This is a genomic window from Sphingobium sp. WR1, from assembly GCF_059693745.1.
Map to the genome: position 1 here is coordinate 12,023 of NZ_JCATID010000007.1, position 16,156 is coordinate 28,178.

At 63.6% G+C, this 16,156-nt stretch carries 14 protein-coding genes; 6 read left to right on the top strand and 8 right to left on the bottom strand.

The features are described from left to right. Positions 1 to 64: 64 nt before the first annotated feature. Positions 65 to 805, top strand: coding sequence for a protein-L-isoaspartate(D-aspartate) O-methyltransferase (locus AC58EF_RS10685; RefSeq protein ID WP_497276150.1), 741 nt, complete (start codon positions 65 to 67; stop codon positions 803 to 805). Positions 806 to 957: 152 nt separating this feature from the next. Here AC58EF_RS10685 and AC58EF_RS10690 read toward each other — a convergent pair whose 3' ends face one another. The 4 genes from AC58EF_RS10690 to AC58EF_RS10705 all read right to left on the bottom strand — a co-directional run bounded on the left by AC58EF_RS10690 (position 958) and on the right by AC58EF_RS10705 (position 4,671). Further along, on the bottom strand, positions 958 to 1,557 hold the full coding sequence (locus AC58EF_RS10690) for a hypothetical protein (RefSeq protein WP_497276151.1): 600 nt from the start codon (positions 1,555 to 1,557) through the stop codon (positions 958 to 960). Positions 1,558 to 1,629: 72 nt separating this feature from the next. Beyond that, positions 1,630 to 2,595, bottom strand: coding sequence for a sterol desaturase family protein (locus tag AC58EF_RS10695; protein ID WP_497276153.1), 966 nt, complete (start codon positions 2,593 to 2,595; stop codon positions 1,630 to 1,632). 187 nt (positions 2,596 to 2,782) lie between these two features. Continuing rightward, the gene (locus tag AC58EF_RS10700) at positions 2,783 to 3,670 is read right to left on the bottom strand and encodes a hypothetical protein (protein ID WP_497276155.1); all 888 of its coding nucleotides are present in this window, start codon (positions 3,668 to 3,670) and stop codon (positions 2,783 to 2,785) included. Next, complete coding sequence (locus AC58EF_RS10705; protein WP_497276156.1) at positions 3,667 to 4,671, bottom strand: isopenicillin N synthase family dioxygenase; 1,005 nt, start codon at positions 4,669 to 4,671, stop codon at positions 3,667 to 3,669. Before AC58EF_RS10705 ends, AC58EF_RS10700 begins: the two co-directional genes overlap by 4 nt. A gap of 113 nt (positions 4,672 to 4,784) precedes the next feature. Here AC58EF_RS10705 and AC58EF_RS10710 point away from each other — a divergent pair, with 113 nt between their 5' ends. The 5 genes from AC58EF_RS10710 to AC58EF_RS10730 all read left to right on the top strand — a co-directional run bounded on the left by AC58EF_RS10710 (position 4,785) and on the right by AC58EF_RS10730 (position 9,148). Next, positions 4,785 to 5,723, top strand: coding sequence for a LysR family transcriptional regulator (locus tag AC58EF_RS10710; protein ID WP_497276157.1), 939 nt, complete (start codon positions 4,785 to 4,787; stop codon positions 5,721 to 5,723). 86 nt (positions 5,724 to 5,809) lie between these two features. Then, positions 5,810 to 6,739: a sterol desaturase family protein gene (locus AC58EF_RS10715; protein ID WP_497276158.1), complete on the top strand. Its 930-nt coding sequence runs from the start codon at positions 5,810 to 5,812 to the stop codon at positions 6,737 to 6,739. Then, entirely contained in the window at positions 6,736 to 8,307 is a 1,572-nt protein-coding gene (locus tag AC58EF_RS10720) for a tetratricopeptide repeat-containing sulfotransferase family protein (protein WP_497276159.1), read from the top strand. Before AC58EF_RS10715 ends, AC58EF_RS10720 begins: the two co-directional genes overlap by 4 nt. A 20-nt stretch (positions 8,308 to 8,327) precedes the next feature. Next, entirely contained in the window at positions 8,328 to 8,699 is a 372-nt protein-coding gene (locus AC58EF_RS10725; protein WP_497276160.1) for a hypothetical protein, read from the top strand. 125 nt (positions 8,700 to 8,824) lie between these two features. Further along, positions 8,825 to 9,148, top strand: coding sequence for a UrcA family protein (locus AC58EF_RS10730; RefSeq protein ID WP_497276161.1), 324 nt, complete (start codon positions 8,825 to 8,827; stop codon positions 9,146 to 9,148). Between the two features lie 72 nt (positions 9,149 to 9,220). Here the strand turns inward: AC58EF_RS10730 and AC58EF_RS10735 are convergent, their stop codons facing one another. The 4 genes from AC58EF_RS10735 to AC58EF_RS10750 are packed head-to-tail and all read right to left on the bottom strand — an operon-like array spanning position 9,221 to position 16,150. After that, the gene (locus tag AC58EF_RS10735) at positions 9,221 to 10,153 is read right to left on the bottom strand and encodes a Vgb family protein (protein WP_497276163.1); all 933 of its coding nucleotides are present in this window, start codon (positions 10,151 to 10,153) and stop codon (positions 9,221 to 9,223) included. A 2-nt stretch (positions 10,154 to 10,155) separates the two neighbouring features. Continuing rightward, on the bottom strand, positions 10,156 to 11,925 hold the full coding sequence (gene atzF / locus AC58EF_RS10740; RefSeq protein WP_497276164.1) for an allophanate hydrolase: 1,770 nt from the start codon (positions 11,923 to 11,925) through the stop codon (positions 10,156 to 10,158). Further along, complete coding sequence (gene uca / locus AC58EF_RS10745) at positions 11,922 to 15,518, bottom strand: urea carboxylase (protein WP_497276166.1); 3,597 nt, start codon at positions 15,516 to 15,518, stop codon at positions 11,922 to 11,924. Before uca ends, atzF begins: the two co-directional genes overlap by 4 nt. Continuing rightward, on the bottom strand, positions 15,515 to 16,150 hold the full coding sequence (locus AC58EF_RS10750) for an urea amidolyase associated protein UAAP2 (RefSeq protein ID WP_497276168.1): 636 nt from the start codon (positions 16,148 to 16,150) through the stop codon (positions 15,515 to 15,517). The genes uca and AC58EF_RS10750 overlap by 4 nt, the downstream gene beginning before the upstream one ends. Positions 16,151 to 16,156 lie beyond the last annotated feature (6 nt).

The following is a 16,156-nucleotide window of genomic DNA, read 5'->3' on the forward strand; positions in this document are numbered from 1 at the left end:
GGTCCTTTCTGACGTGCGCGATGTGGGAAACTGCTTAAGCTCTCCCGCGTTCCAAGGGGCAATGATGCGTAAGATCGGTGGACCATTTCTGCTCCTGATGGCTGCCCTGGCTTTGCCGGGTTGCGGGCGTTCGGGAACTGGAGGAAATCTCGCGGCAGCGCGGGAGCGCATGATTCGGCAGATTGAGATTCATCATTCCGCCGTGCGAAGAGGACATCAGCGCCTGGACGCGGCGGTTCTGAACGCAATGCGACAGGTGCCGCGTCATCTGTTCGTTCCCGAAGTCTTGAGAGCCCAAGCCTATGAGGATCGTCCGCTGCGGATCGGCAATGAACAGACGATTTCGCAGCCATATATTGTGGCGTTGATGACGGATCTGCTTGCAGTCGAGCCTGATGATGTCGTGCTCGAGGTGGGGACCGGATCAGGATATCAGGCGGCGGTGCTCTCGCATCTGGTGAAGCATGTCTATTCAATCGAGATCGTCGCGCCGCTTGCATCCCAAGCGACCGAACGCCTTGCGGCCCTGAGCTACGATAACGTGACGGTTCGTCAGGGAGACGGCTACGCCGGTTGGCGTGAACAGGGGCAATTTGACGCGATCATTGTGACGGCTGGTGCCGACCACATCCCAGGGCCTCTGCTTGAGCAGTTGAAGCCGGGAGGTAGGCTCGTTATCCCCGTCGGCCCTTCGAACGATCAGCAGCTTACGCTTGTGCACAAGGAGCGGACCGGGCAGGCCCGGACACAGCCGATCCTGTCCGTGGCGTTCGTCCCCTTCACCAGGGCAGCCGAGAGCGACTGATGTGGTGCGCTCCCGCGCACCACATCAGCAGGAGGCTCGAAACAATCGTTGAGGAAACGCGCCGTTACTTTCGTTCGAGAGCGGGGCGAAGTGAGAAGCTGAACTGATGCGGTGGATACATCCCTTCGACCGGCATCCACCGCATCAGTAGGCTATGACCCTCTCAAACTGGTCTGAAACAGATTCCTGACCAACCTGTCCTCAAGAATGCGTCCAGTCACATACAGGGCCGCGAAGATGGCTGCAAAGGCATAGGCCGCAGTGGGTGAAGGCTTCTTGTCCTTGTTGTCCTTGTCGTTCTTTTTGGGTTTTTCCGGGATGGGTGCACCCAGCGCTTTGTCTATCGGGTTCTGCGGCAGCGCCTCATCCTTCTTCGTCTCGGGCTTTTTCTTAGCCTCGATCGATGGGCTTTCCAGCTTTCCAATGACTATGGTCGCGCCCGCGAAGCTCAGAAAAAGCAGCGGCGCGAGGAAGCAGAAAAGCAGGGCCCGGCTGACCAGACGATAGTGGAGAACGGACCCTTGCGGACCCTTCTCGATACGGAGAATGCCGCTGTCGAAAATGGACATCCGGTCCTGGGCAGCCTGATCCCTCTTCTGGAAAGTCAGCCTATCCTTCAGTCGATCATAGTGGGTGCCGTTCTGGCGGAACAGGGGATCGAGCCTGCCGAACGCATCATCGTTCGTTTGCCCGGGGGCAAGCGCCAGACTGCCCTCGACGTGCCAGATCCAGTCGATGAAGCGCGGTTTCACATGATCTCCATTCAAGAGAGCTTTCAACGTCACCTGAAGCCTAGCGAATGACGGAATGAGGTAGCGGTTCGGTTATTCGGCTGGCAGCACAACCGGGGCGACCCGTTCCTTGCCGAACCGTGCATTGATGCTTTTCCAACCTTCGGTGAAGGGGTAGGCCATCGTCTCGCGGATCGACATCTTGCGTCCACCCTCCATCCCCAGCAGTTCCGCTTCGCCATCGACGCAAGTGCCGAACAGTCGATCGATGATGATCCAGGTGCCGGCATAATTGCTGCGGCTTGCTTCATAATCCTGCGAATGGTGCAGGCTGTGATGTTCAGTGGTATTGAACAGGAAGCGCCACCAGCGCGGCGTGTTGAAGCGGACATTGATATGCTGATAGGTGCCGACCGCAAGCCCGAAGGTGCCCGCGAGTAGGGCGGCACGCGGCAGGAAGTCGAAGAAGCCGCCTACGCCCAGCCCAATCAGGAACAATTCCACGGGATTGCCGACCGCGCCCTTGTTGACGTTGAGCTGGGTGATGTAGTGATGGGGGGCGTGGGTTAGCCAAAGCGGGCGCCAGTTATGCATACCGCGATGCATCCAATATTGCCCGAAATCAAAGATGAACGAGATCATGAACGCCTGCACGAGCAGGGGCAGGCCCATGAACCAGCGGAATTTTTCCCAGTGGAAAAGACCCTGTACCGCTTCGATCATGGCGCCGTCGCCAATATAGCCATCGATCAGGCGGAGTATCGTGAAGCCGAGCCCGACATAGAAAAGGTCGATGACCAGTTCCTTCCACGTCAGGCGCCAGCTGGCATGGCGGGGATTGACCCATTCGAGCGCCAGCAGCAATATCTTGAAGCCGATGCCGATGCCGATGGCGGTCGATGCCGTCGCGATCGAGTTGGGTGCATAATACCAGAAGGCGATCAATGCGAAGAGCGCCGTTGGCTGGAACCAGGTGAAGAAATGGCGCTTGATCGGACCGCCTTCGACTCTAGGAATATTTTCCCAGCCGATAGTCACCGGCGATTGACCGCCGATCATTCTCTTGCCTACGCGAACTCCGTCCCGAACTCCGTCCATGTGCTTATCCTTGGCACGAGGAAGCGATATGTCGTCGCCGCTCCCTGGAGGTGATGTCGGTTCAAGCTTCGTAAAGCCGCGCCCATCACGCCAGACATCAATCCGCTATATATCCCATAGACCCAATCTATGCCCCATTGAGGGTGGGCTATCGGGCGATCGTCGCGTGGCGGAAAAGATGATGCTCCTCCTCCGCCATCCACTGACGCGCTTCCGGTGTAACGGGCGTCTCCCGGCTGAAGATGAAGTCGGGGACGTGAAGGTCGAGGACGAAGCGCAGATGGCAAGTCCGGTTGTCGATACGCCGTGACAGGATGATGGAGCCGTCCTGTTGAAGCTCCATTTCGCCGGCCGCGATTTTCCGGCCCAGATGGAGAGGCCGGGTGCTGTGGCTGATGCTTCTGCCGCCCAGCGCCACCGACACTTCGTAGCTTTCGATCTCCTGTTCGGTGACGATGCCGACCGTCAGCGCTTGCCCAAGGCTGGCGGCGTTCCGCAGCGCGTCATCCAGATGGGAGGACCGGGACTGGGCATAGGCGGCATGTTCGCCGGCGAGGATAAGCCCGCCCACCATCGGTTGCTCCGGCCCGTTTCGCCCATCCCGCATACTTACAAGGCGCAGGCCGAGGAGCGGGCCGTGAAAGCATTGCTGTCGCCAGTCCTCGACATAGGCGCCGGATGGCGCGAATTCGATCACGCTGTTGCCGATGAAGCGAAGGTCTGCTGGCTCGGGCCACTGGTTGCGTGGCTGGTAGCTTCTGGCGATCCGCCAGGACATCTGCTGCCTGTCCCCATCCCATAGCGTGTCACCGACCCAGCCCTGACGATCGAGCAGAGGCGTCGCCGCGCCATCGGGCAGGCGCAGGTCGATGGTGAAGCTTTTCGACTGGAACCAGAAGACCGTGCTGCTCTCGTCGGTGAGCCCGGTGCTGAAGCTTATGCTCTTGCGCCGGAACGCGCCGAGCAGGCGGCGCGGGAAGGTGATGTCTTGAAGACCCGTGGACGGCAGTTTTTCGAGCAGTTCGGCAAGAGTCATGCGTTGGCCGCCGCGTCCCGCGGGCCAAAGGAATCAAGCGGGACTGCGTCGTCCAGCACCAATTCTCCGCTGGCGATCCGGCGTTTGAGATAGGCGAAGGTCTGCGCCGTCTGGTTGAACAGATGCTCGCCCACCTTGAGCGGCGCATATTTCGGCGCCTCACCGCGCACGACCGGAGCGACGACATAGTCATAGTCGCAGGCGTGGAAGAGCGCGAAGGCATAGCGCTCCTCCATCACCTTCTTCACCCGGTGCCGCGTGGCCATGTAGCGGCCGTTGGACAATATCTCCATCATGTCGCCGATATTCATGATGATCGTTCCCTCGACCAGCGGCACGTCCGCCCACTCGCCCTGTTTGTCGACGATCTGAAGGCCGGCGGCGGTGGAGAAGAGAAGGGTGAAACATTCATAATCGGTGTGAGCGCCGATCCCCGGCCTGTCCTCCGCGCCTGCGTCAAAGGGATAGTGGATCAGGCGCAGCTGGCTGGGCGGATGGCGCAGATGCGCATCGAAATACCGCTCCTCAAGGCCCAGCGCCAGCGCGAAGCCGCTGAACAGAAGCCGGCCAATGCGGATGGCATGGGCGTAATAGGCCTGCACATCCTCCCGAAAACCGGGCATGTCGGGCCAGCTGTTGGGGCCGAGCAGTGGTCGGCGGCCCTCGGTCAGCGGATAGTCGCAACCGATGTCATACGCTTCCTTGAGGTCGTTTGTGGCGCCGCCAAACTGCTCCTCGCCCACCGGGACGTAGCCGCTATGGTTTTGGGAATGGCCGATATAGTTGCGCATCTTGGTCGCCTGATCCAGCGCGAAATAGGCCTTGGCGCGGACGAGCAGCCGCTGGAACAGGCCATGATCCAGCTGATCGCCGTCTATATAGAGGAAGCCGGCTTCGGCGCAGGCGCGGTCAAGCTCTTGCGCGACGATCAGCCGATCTTCCAGGCGGTCGCTGCTTAGTCTGCTGATGTTGACGATAGGAAGGAGGGGGGAATCGATCATACGGCCAGCTTATGTCGCGCAGGACATAGCGATAGACGCGGCGATAAGATGTTTGCCATTGATTTTATCTATGACAGGGGCATTTTGAACGCGCGCGGATAGAAGAGGATGAGATGAGCGATCGGACGCCGCTGACCGACAGGAAATTCGCCAGCCGCGTCGACTGGAACCTGATGCGGACCTTCGTCGACATTGTCCGCGCCGGTGGCATCGGCGCGGCCGCGCGCCAACTCAACCGCCAGCAGCCGAGCATCAGCGCGGCGCTCAAGCGGCTGGAAGACCATGTCGGCGCGACGCTGCTGCATCGCACGGCTAGCGGTGTCGAGATGACGGCGGCGGGCAAGGCGATGATGGCGCTGTGCGAGGATATGCTGGAATCCGCGCGTATGGTGCCGCATCAAATCGCTCAGGCAACGAAACGTGTCGAGGGCCTTGTTCGCATCCAGATCGTGTCCGGATTGGTGTCGGCCGAATTTGACGAGGCGATAGCGAGCTTTCACCGCCGCAATCCCGCCATCCATATCGAGATTCGCGTCTCGCCTTGGCGGCAGGTGCTCGACGCGCTGGAGCAGGGCGAAGTGGAGATCGGGGTCGGTTATGACAGCAGCGTGCGAGGTTCCTTGATGTACGAGCCGCTGCTGGTGGAGCGGCAGCAAATCTATTGTTCGCGATCCAATCCCTATTTTGGCTACCGCATTAGCCGGCTGGGCGAACTCAAGGATCAGGGTTTCGTGCTTACCGGCGACGACGAGATCGAGCAGATCACCCATCTGCGCCGTCGCTATCGCCTGGGCACCAGGGTCGGCGGACTGGCGGAGGACATAAACGAGGCCCGGCGCCTGATCGTGCAGGGTATAGGTATCGGATTTCTGCCGGTCCTGGCTGCCGAGGATGAGGTAGCCAAGGGCCGGCTCTGGCCGATGCTTCATGCGGACTTCGAGCCGTCCTACGACATCTTCCTGCTCGCGCGGTCCGAACCGGCGAGAGACACAGCGACCCAGCTTTTCTGGGAGGAGGTCATGAGGCGGGTCAGGGCGCAACGCAGGTCATAGCTCTTGTCTATGCCTTTCATTGGCAAAATCTGCCTCCCTGCATGACGCGGTGCAGCGCAGTGTGCGGACACTGAAGGAGCTGCGGCGTGCAAACCAGCCTGAAGAACCGGATTTTCGACCATATTCCGCCGGCAATGATCGCGTTGGTGCTGTGTTTCTGGGCGTTCGGCCCGCGGGATCTGGTCAATCATCCTTGGGCGCTGACTGTAACGGCGCCCCTGATCGTCATCATCGTGCTGACGCTCGAATGGGTCAATGAGCGGCACGCCGGCTGGCGCATGAACAGAAGAGAGTTCCTCACGGACCTTTATTATGCCGTGCTGAGCGCCACCGTCATCTCCTGGCTCACGCAGAAGCTGGCAGAGGATCCGCTGGCGGCCGCCAAGGCGTCGCTCGGCATCACAACTCACTGGGTGACGCAGCTTCCCTGGCTGGCGCAGGTCGCGCTGGCGATCTTCATTCTCGAATTCGGCCAATATTGGATGCATCGGCTGATGCACAACTGGACGCCCTTCTGGCTGACCCATGCGCCCCACCATCACATCACTCAGCTGAACGCCGCCAAGGGCTCTGTCGGCAATCCGATCGAACTGTTCCTGATCAGTCTGAGCCTGCTCGCCCTGTTCGATTTCGACAAGACCGCGCTGTTCGCCGCATTCAACACCATGGGCGTGATTTCGGTCTTCGCCCACGCCAATGTCCGCGCCGATCCGCCGATCTGGTACGCCTTCTTCTTCACGACGATCCGGCACCATAGCCTGCACCATTCGACGGACTATGAGAGCACGCGCTGCAACTATGGCAACTCGCTGATCCTGCTCGACCGGATCTTCGGCACCTATCGCGAGGGTGAAGGCGTGCTCGTTGGTCAGGATGACCGAAAGCGTCTCTCGATCCGGGAACAGACACTGTTCCCCTTCCAGCCGATGATCGACCGATATCAGGCCTACAAGGCCGCACGGGCGGGCGGTGAATTTGCCGCTAACGACCAGAAAGAGCCTGCGGCGACGGCATGACGAACATGCGCGCCGCCCGGATCGGAGCAGCGCGAAGCGCGCTTTCCCGTGGTGATCCGGGCGCGACGCAGCGCTTTGCCACCATGCTGCTGGCGGATAACCCCAGGGATGCCGAAGGCCATTTCCTGCTCGGCATCGCGGAATCGAGCGCCCAGCGCGTCCGGGCCGGCATAGACCATCTCCGGCAGGCGGTGGCGCTCGATCCGCAAGGGGAATATCGCGCGCATCTTGCCAAGCTCTTCGCGCTCGTCCGCCAGGATGGCGATGCCGCCGCAATGTTGCGGGATGCGGAGCAGGTGCTGCCCCTCGACGCGCTCAGCCGCGATACCATGGGCTGCGTCTATGCGCGGCTGGGCGACCATGCCGCCGCTCTCCCCCATTTCGCGGAGGCCGTGCGGATTGAGCCGGCGAACTGCGCATACCGCTATAACGAGGCTGTGACGCTCAATTTTCTGGGCCGGACCGATGAGGCGGATGCGGCTCTGGAAGCGCTGATCGCCATGGCGCCGGGCGATGCCCGCGCGCATCACCTGCTTGCCGGCCTGTGCAAGCAGTCGGCGCAGCGCAATCACATCGAACGGCTGGCTAAGACCTATGCCTCGACGCGGGAGCCGCGCGACCGGCTGCTGCTCGGCTATTCTCTGGCAAAAGAGCTGGAGGATGTGGGGCAGCCCGACAAAGCGCTCGACACGCTCTGCGCGGTCAATGGCGAACATCGCCGGACGCTCCCCTATAGTTTCGCGCGGGACGCCACGGTGTTCGATGCGATCGAGGCTGCCTGGCCGCTGCCGGCGGCGGCGACCGAGGCGCCGACCGAGGCGCCGATCTTCGTCATCGGTATGCCGCGCACGGGCACGACACTGGTCGACCGCATCCTGTCTTCCCATCCCGGCGTAGAGAGCGCCGGCGAGTTGCAGGCGATGCCGCTCGCTGTCAAGAAGGCGGCCGGAACGCGCACCGCCACGGTGCTGGATGCGGAAACGATCGCGGCGGCAGCAGGCAGCGACATGGCGCAGATTGGCCATGACTTCCTGCAAAGGGCCAGCCATCACCGGCGGCATCCCGGCCTGCGTTTCACCGACAAGTTTCCCGGCAATTTCCAGTATCTGGGCTTTATCGCGCGAGCGCTGCCTGCCGCCAGGATCGTCTGCCTGCGGCGGCACCCCATGGACACGGTACTCAGCAACTTCCGCAACCTCTTCGCGGTGAGTTCGCGCTATTATGACTATAGCTACGACCTGCTCGACATCGCGGCCTATTATGTCCGTTTCGACCGGCTGATGACCCTGTGGCGCGAGGCGCTGGGCGAGCGGCTGCTGGAATTGCGCTACGAAGATCTGATCGCCGACCAGGAGGAGCAAACCCGCAGGATTCTGGCCCATTGCGAGCTGGAATGGGTGGATGAGTGCCTGTCCTTCCATGTCAACAGCGCCCCCGTTTCGACCCCTAGCGCCGCTCAGGTCCGCCAGCCCATCTATGCAACCTCGGTTGCCCGATGGAAGCGACATGCGGCGGTCCTGGAACCCGTGCGAAGCTTTTTCGAACGGGCCGGCGTCGCCATCGACTGACAGGAAGGAGCCTCAGCGTCATGTCGATTTCCTTCACCCGGTTCAGAGGTGTCCTGGCCCTCGGCGCGATCCTCTCGGCCATATTGGCCACGCCCGCTGCGGCCGGAACCCGGACGCGGCTGGTCGATTGCGCGACCGGATCGTGCTTGCTCGTCACTGGTCGTCGTGCGAGCGAGTCCTCGGCGGTGACGATCAACGGACATGCCGTCGCAGCGCGGGGCGCGCGCAAATGGCGGGTCAGCCTGCCGATCGAGACCATACGGCAATGGTCGGCGCCCTACGCGCGGACCATCATGGTTTCAGTTGACGATAATGATGTCCATGCCCCCCTTCCGATCGGGCTGCTGGGTCATGTCGACAATCTCGCCTTCCTCACCGTCAGGGCCAAGTAATAACAGGAGAGCTTGATAGTAATAAAATAACAACTTTCCCTGATATATTGAAAGTTTCATCTTCCGACTATATGTAGGCGACAGTCGCCATAGAGCGGTGCCCGTTCTACGCACAGGAGATGATGATGAAGATCGGTCTGGCGGCTCTCGCCACCTTCGCTTTCACGACCCCGGCCTTCGCGAACCCCGCCGAAAATCCCTTCGCCAAGGACAAGGCAGTCCTGAACCTCAAGGGGCTAGACCTCTCGACCGCTGAAGGCCAGAAGCGCTTGGCGATCCGTATGGATCAGGCGGCGCGCGCCGTTTGCGGCGACCGGGTTGCTGCCGTGCATCTTGCGGTGGAAGCCAAGGCGCAGGCCTGCCGGACCGCGGTGATCGCCGACGTCCGTTCGCAGATCGAGGCGCGCTCGGCGATGGTCCCGACTTCGGCGCAGCTTGCCCTGCGTTAAAAGTCGGCTGGCTTCGTCCTGTCCTGCCTGATCCGGGATCGGATCAGGCGTGGCGAAGCCGCCAGCGGCAGCTTATTTGCCGATTTTTCCCGGTTTCGGCCACCAGGTCAGTGTGTGCACGTCATGAGCCGAGGTCCACAGGCCCTTGGCCGTATAACGAAGCGCGCCGCTGCCGTCCGCCTTGCCCATCCGCGCCTTGATCGCCAGCGATGCGGGATCGATCACGACGAAGGTCTGGTCCTCGGTCGTTCGCAGCCAGACCTTGCCGCCGCCGGTGTCGATGTCGCCATATTTCAGCTCCGCGCCGACCTTGACTTGCCCGGTGATCTCGCCGCTCGCCGGATCGATGCGGGCGACGGTGCCGTCACCCTGCTCCTGAACCCAGACGGCGCCTTCACCGGCGGCAAGGAAGCCGGGCTGCTTGCCGAGCGCGGTGCGCTTGGTCACCGCGTTCGTAGCGGGATCAATGCGCTGGATCGATCGGGCTTCGCTGCTGACCGCCCAGAGATAGCCGTGGCCGAAGGCGAGATACCATGTGCCCGGATCAACCTTGATGGTCGCGATCACGGCATTGGTGGCGGGGTCGATGCGCGAGACGGCGCCCGCCATATTATCGCTGGCCACCCATATTGATCCGGCCCCGGCGACCACATTGAGTTCGCCGGTGCTGGCGAGGCCCGTGGCGATCGTTGCGATCTTCACCGCCTTGCGCGTATCGATGCGGACGAGCGCATTTTCCTTGCAATCGGCCACCCATAGCGAGCCGTCCAGGATCGCCATTGCACCGCACGGCTTGGACATGGCGACCTGCGCTAGCCTGCCCTTGCGCGACCAGCGTTCCACCCGCCCGGCATTGGTGACCCAGACGCTCTTGCCATCGACCGCCAGGAAGTCGGCGAAGCCCGGCACGTCGATGACCTGCTCGCGTGGCTGCGCGGCCAATGCGGGGATGGGGAGGGCAGCCAATGCAATGGCCAATGCGCTGGTCGAAACCCGGATGCGCATGGTCAGCTCTTGCGCGCGATGAACGCGCGCCAGCCGCCCAGCGCGGTGATGTCCTCCGCGCCGGTCAATGCGCGCGGTTCGGCGACGAAGCCCTTGACGCTGCTGCCGTCGGAGAGGGTGACGGTGCCGATCGCCAGCGGCGCCGGCACTTCGACCACGAAGCTGCCGAATTCCGCCACGCCAAGCTCATAGACCTCGACCGCGATGGCCGCGCCATCCGTGCTGTGGACCAGCGCGGGCTTGGGCGGAACGCTATCCGCCATTGCGTAGAGCCGGTAGTTGGGCGCGGTTTCGAAAGCGCCGACGAAGGTCGCGTCGCGCGAGGTGAGCTGCCAGTGCAGCGGCATGTCCTTCAGATGAGCACCGACAACGGCGAGTTTCACAGTCTGCATTTTGCCCTCCAGATCGAGCGGTGGAGAAGATGGGAGATCGGCAACGGCCAGATAGGCGTCGGCTGCATCGAGCAAGGCGCGATCCGTGCCTGCCGGGCCGATCAGGGTCACGCCAAAGCCGGTGGCGTTGTGGCGGATGCCCGCCGGCACGGCGAGCGCGGCCATGTCGAGCAGATTCACGAAATTGGTGTAGAAGCCGAGCGCGCTGTTGAGCGCGACCGGCGCCGCCAGCAGCTCAGCGACGCGGTAGGTTGTGCCCGTTGTGGGAAAGGCGAGCATGTCGATGCTGTCCCACAGCAGGTCCGCCTGGCGCTTGAGTTCCGCCATGCGATAGATGCCGTTGAACAGCTCGACGGCGCTCATGTCCTTGCCCGGCTCCACCACTTCGCGGACCGTCGGGTCTATGGCGTCGGGATCATCGGCCAGAATCGCGGCCATGGCGGCGGTGCGTTCGGCCACCCAGGGGCCGCCATAGAGCAGCTGCGCCGCCTCCTGAAACGGCGCGAGGTCGATCTCGACAATGTCGGCCAGCCCGGCGAGCGTCTCCAGCGCGCGGTCATAGAGAAATTCCGATTCGCCATCGCCGAACCAGACGCGCTGGTCCCGCCGCGGCACGCCGATCGTCCGCCGCGCCAGCGGCCGGTCGACCAGAGGCCGGGAATAGGGATCGGCGGCGTCGAAGCCCGCGACGACGCTGTCGACCAGCCGCGCATCGTCGGTGGTCTCCGTGAAGGCGGTGATGCAGTCGAGCGTCCGGCAGGCCGGCACCAGGCCGCAGTTGCTCCAGCGTCCCTTGCTTGGCTTGAAGCCGAAGAGGTGCTGGAAAGCCGCGGGAACACGGCCCGAGCCCGCCGTGTCGGTTCCCAGCGCGAAGGGCACCAGTCCCGCCGCCACCGCGACCGAGGAACCGGAGCTGGAGCCGCCGCTGACATAGGCGCGGTTGAAGGCGTTGCGCGGCGCGCCATAGGGACTGCGCGTGCCGTTGAGGCCGGTGGCGAACTGGTCGAGATTGGTCTTGCCGATGCAGATCGCGCCAGCGGCGGTGAGGCGCTCGATCACTGTCGCCGACTGGCCGGGGCGGTAGGCGAAGGCGGGACAGGCCGCCGTGGTGTCCAGCCCCGCGACATCGATATTGTCCTTGGCCGCGAAGGGCACGCCGGCGAGCGGCAGCGTTTTTCCGGCGGCTATCCGCGCGTCGATCGATCGGGCCGTGGCCAGCAGATCGTCGGGCGCGAAACGGCTGATCCAGATTTGCGGCTGGATCGCGTCATAGGCGGCGATGCGGTCCAGCGTTTCCTCCATGACCGCGAGCGCCGTCATCTGCCTGGCATTGACGGCCTGCGCGATATCCGACGCGCAGCGGCGGCCCGCCCCGCTCATGCGTCCGCCCTCAGCGCCAGCAGCGGGGCGCCGGCCTGCAAGGACTGGCGTTCCTGCACATAGACTGCCGCAATCGTGCCCGTTTCTGGACTTTGCACTGCCGACTCCATTTTCATAGCCTCGATGATCGCGATGGTGTCGCCCGCCTTGACCGCGTCGCCCGCGGCGACCATCAGCTTCCAGACGCTGCCGCCAAAGGGGACTTCGACCAGCCTGGCGCCTTCGGGCACGTCGATCACGCCGGCCGCCGGCGCATCGGTTTCGGCCGGGTCGGTGACGCGGTCGAATTCGCCATTGCGCCGCCATTCGGCGCGCTCGGCATCGAAGGCGGCCTGGCGGCGGGCCTCAAACGCCCTGATGCCGTCTGCATTGTCGGCCAGGAAGGCGCGATAGTCGGCAAGGCGGAATTCCGTTTCCTCGATCCGGATCGATCGCCGCCCGCTGGGGAAATCGCGCCGCCATTCGACCAGTTCGTCGGCGCTCACCGGATAGAAGCGGATCTGGTCGAAGAAGCGGAGCAGCCAGGGCTTGCCGTCGATGAAGGCGTCGGTCTGGTGGTGGGTGTTCCACACCTGGATGGTCCGGCCGAACAGCTGATAGCCACCCGGCCCCTCCATGCCGTAGATGCACATATAGGCGCCGCCGATGCCCACGACATTGGGCGGAGTCCAGGTGCGCGCCGGGTTATATTTGGTGGTAACGAGCCGATGCCGGGGATCGACCGGGGTGGCCACCGGCGCGCCGAGATAAACGTCGCCCAATCCCATGACGAGATAGTTCGCCTCGAAGATCAGATTTTCCACCGCCGCGGCGTCTGGCAGTCCGTTGACGCGGCGGATGAACTCGATGTTGTCGGGGCACCAGGGAGCATCGTCGCGGACGGCGCCCATATATTTCTGGATGGTCTCGATCGTCGCCGGATCGCGCCAGCTCAGCGGCAGGTGGACGATGCGTGAGGGGATGGTGAAATCCTGCAGGTCGCCCAGTCGCTCTTCGGCCGACATCAGCGCCGCCAGCGCCCTGCGCTGATCGAGCAAGACGCCATCGAAGTGGAGCTGAAGCGAGCGGATGCCCGGCACGATGTCGATGACGCCCGGCATCGCCAGCCGCTCCAGCTCGCACATCAGCGCATGGACGCGGATGCGCAGTTCAATGTCGAGGATGATCGGACCATATTCGACCAGGATGTTGCGGTCGCCCTGCTGGCGATAGACGGTGCGCGGACGGCCCGCATCCGCCTCGATCGTGGCAAGGATGGGCGATAGCGATGCCACCGGCCGCGCCGGACCGGGGTCGAGAACGGCACCGGTGGCGATGAATTGATGCTGCAGCGAATCGGCGGTCGCCGCGTCGGCGATATCGACCGGCGCAAAGCGCAGCTTGTCGCCGGGCGAAAGCTGGCCGATCTTCCACCGGTCGGCGGCGATCACCACGAAGGGGCAGACAAAGCCGCCCAGCGACGGGCCGTCTGGCCCCAGGATGATCGGCATGTCGCCGGTGAAATCGACAGCGCCGATCGCATAGGGATTGTCATGGATGTTGGAGGGGTGCAGCCCCGCTTCCCCGCCGTCCGCCCGCGCCCATTTGGGCTTGGGCCCGACCAGTCGGACGCCGGTGCGGTTGCTGTTATAATGGACCTGCCATTCGGCCGCGACGATCGTGTCGATATCCGCGTCGGTGAAGAAATCGGGTGCGCCATGGGGGCCGTAAAGCACCCGCAGCGTCCATTTGGTCGAGACGTCGGGCAGGGCGACCGAGGGCAGGGGTGCGACGGTCGCTTCCTGCGCCAGATGCAGCGTGTCGCCCGCCAGCAGGCGGCGCGCCGCATGGCCTCCGAACTGGCCCAGTTCAAACGTGCTGCGGCTGTCCAGATAGGGCGCGATGTCGAGGCCGCCGGCAAAGAGGATATAGCCGCGCATACCGCCGCCCGAAGCGCGGCCGAGGGTGAGCGTCTGCCCGGACGCGACATCGATCGCCTGCCCACGGGGCGCCGGACTCCCGTCCAGCGTCGCGTCGAAGTCGGCGCCGGTCAGGCAGATGCGCGTGGCCGAGGTGAAGTTCAGCGTCGGGCCGGTGAGGGTCATTTCGAGACCGGCTGTCCCCTCTGGATTGCCGAGCAGCCGGTTGCCGAGGCGGAACGACTGGTCGTCCATCGGGCCGGAGGGGGGGACGCCCACGGCCCAGTATTTCTGCCGGCCGGGCCAGTCCTGCACGGTGGTCGCCGTTCCGCCGCTGATTACCCGCACGCTGCGGGGGTGGAAGGCGATGCCGTTCAGGGCACGGGTGGAGACTTCGCCGCTGACGAAGGCGTCCGACCGGACCACGTCGCGCAGCCAGCGCAGATTGGTTTCGACCCCATCCACCCGGCTGTTGTCGAGCGCCGCCTGCATCGCCGCGACTGCCTTGGCGCGCGTCGGGGCATGTACGATCAGCTTCGCCAGCATCGGATCATACCAGGTGGAGATGGTGGAACCTGCCATGACCCAGGTTTCAGCGCGAATATCGTCGGGAAAATCGACGGCGGTCAATGTGCCGGAGGTGGGGCGATAGTCGAGCGCCGGGTCCTCGGCATAGAGGCGCACCTGCACGGAATGGCCGCTCGACCGCGGCGGTTCGGCATCGAGGAAGCCGAAGTCGCCGGCGCCGCCCCGGATCATCCATTCGACCAGGTCGATGCCCATCACTTCTTCGGTGACGCCATGTTCGACCTGAAGGCGAGTGTTCATTTCGAGGAAGAAGAACTCCTCGCGCTCGGCATCGTAGAGAAATTCGACCGTCCCGGCTGAACGGTAGCGCGCCGCTTGACCCAGCCGGATGGCGGCGGCGACGAGTTCCTCGCGCACGGCCTGCGGCAACAAGGGGGCGGGCGCTTCTTCGACCACCTTCTGGTTGCGGCGCTGGAGCGAACAGTCGCGCTCGCCCAACGCCACGATCCGGCCCCGGCCGTCGCCGAAAATCTGCACCTCGATATGGCGCGCGCGGCGTATATAGCGTTCGAGGAAAATGCCGGCATCGCCGAAATTGCTCTGCCCCTGACGCGCCACGGCGGCGAAACCTTCGCGGACGGCGGCCTCGTCCTCGCAGACGCGCATACCGATGCCACCGCCACCCGCCGTCGCCTTCAGGATGACCGGGAAGCCGATGTCGTTCGCGGCCGCAACGGCTTCCGCCTCGTCGGTCAGCAGGTCCGTGCCGGGGGCGAGCGGGACGTCGTGAGCGGCGGCCAACGCGCGGGCGCTGTGCTTGAGGCCGAAGGTGCGGATATTGTCGGACGACGGGCCGATGAAGACGATCCCGGCCTGCACGCAGGCGTCGGCAAAGTCGACATTTTCCGCGAGGAAGCCATAGCCCGGATGAATCGCGCTCGCGCCGGTCGCGCGCGCGGCTTCCAATATGGCGGCGATGTTCAGATAGCTGTCCGACGCGCGCGCCGGGCCGATGCAGACGGCCTCGTCCGCCTCTGACACATGGAGCGAGCCTTCATCGGCTTCCGAATAGACCGCGACCGAGCGCAGGCCCATCCGCCGCAGCGTGCGGATGATGCGCGTGGCGATCGCGCCGCGATTGGCGATGAGAACGGTGTCGAAGCTCATGCGGAAACGATCATCCGGACAGGCGTGGGGTTGAAGCCGTTGCAGGGATTGTTGATCTGCGGGCAGTTGGAGACGACGACGATCACGTCCATTTCGGCGCGCAGATCGACGGTAAGACCCGGAGCAGAGATGCCGTCGACGATCCCGAGCGCGCCGTCTTCCTCGACAGGCACGTTCATGAAGAAGTTGATGTTGGAGACGATGTCGCGCTTGCCGCGACCCTCCCGCAGGTTGGCTTCCAGGAAATTCTCGACGCAGGCATGTTCCGCCTTGGTATGATGGCCGTAGCGCAGCGTGTTGGACTCGCAGGAGCAGGCGCCGCCGATCGTGTCATGATAGTCGACCGAGGTGGCGGTTATAGTCATCATCGGCTGGCCTTCATTCGACCGCAGCACGGTTCCCTGACGCAGGAACAGATTGCCCTGTGCCGCGACCGTATCCTGCGCGCTGTACCGCTCGGCATCGTCCTGCGCCGAATAGAGCAGGAAATCGACTGCCTGGTTGCCCTCCAGGTCGACGATGCGCAGCGTCTGGCCGGCAGCGATATGGTGCAGCCACGGCGCGCGGGCCGGTACGATGACATCGTGCACGATCATGCCGGAAAGGCCGGACAAATGAGGGTCGTCACTCATGCTGCG